Raw genomic sequence first — 308 nt, forward strand, 5'->3', positions numbered from 1 at the left:
CCGATGGTGCGGCCGCTATACCAGCTGTTATAGTTTTCCCACTCCGTCGGACCAGCACCAGCGATGCCAGCTGCGAACGTATCCGGACTGGTGTACAGCGTGTATTGCGTCTGGAAGCCACCAAAGCTCCAGCCCGTCAGGCCGATACGCTGGCCATTGACGCCCAGATTTTGCTGCATGTATTTGGCCAGATCTTCCAGATCTTCCGTTTGTGGCTTACCTGCCTGTTCCCAGTTCGCATCACTGAATTTGCGGCCATAGTTGGAATGACCACGAGGATCAACCGCCACCGTCACATAGCCGTGCTT

General features: G+C 55.8%; 1 protein-coding gene. It reads right to left on the minus strand.

From position 1 onward, the window contains the following. Nucleotides 1–308: alpha/beta hydrolase family protein (locus KDM89_RS21360; protein ID WP_212689802.1), on the minus strand; the 308-nt coding region annotated here is incomplete at both ends.

It is taken from the genome of Cognatundibacterium luofuense (assembly GCF_018139685.1).
Taxonomy (GTDB): Bacteria; Pseudomonadota; Gammaproteobacteria; order Burkholderiales; family Burkholderiaceae_D; genus Undibacterium; species Undibacterium luofuense.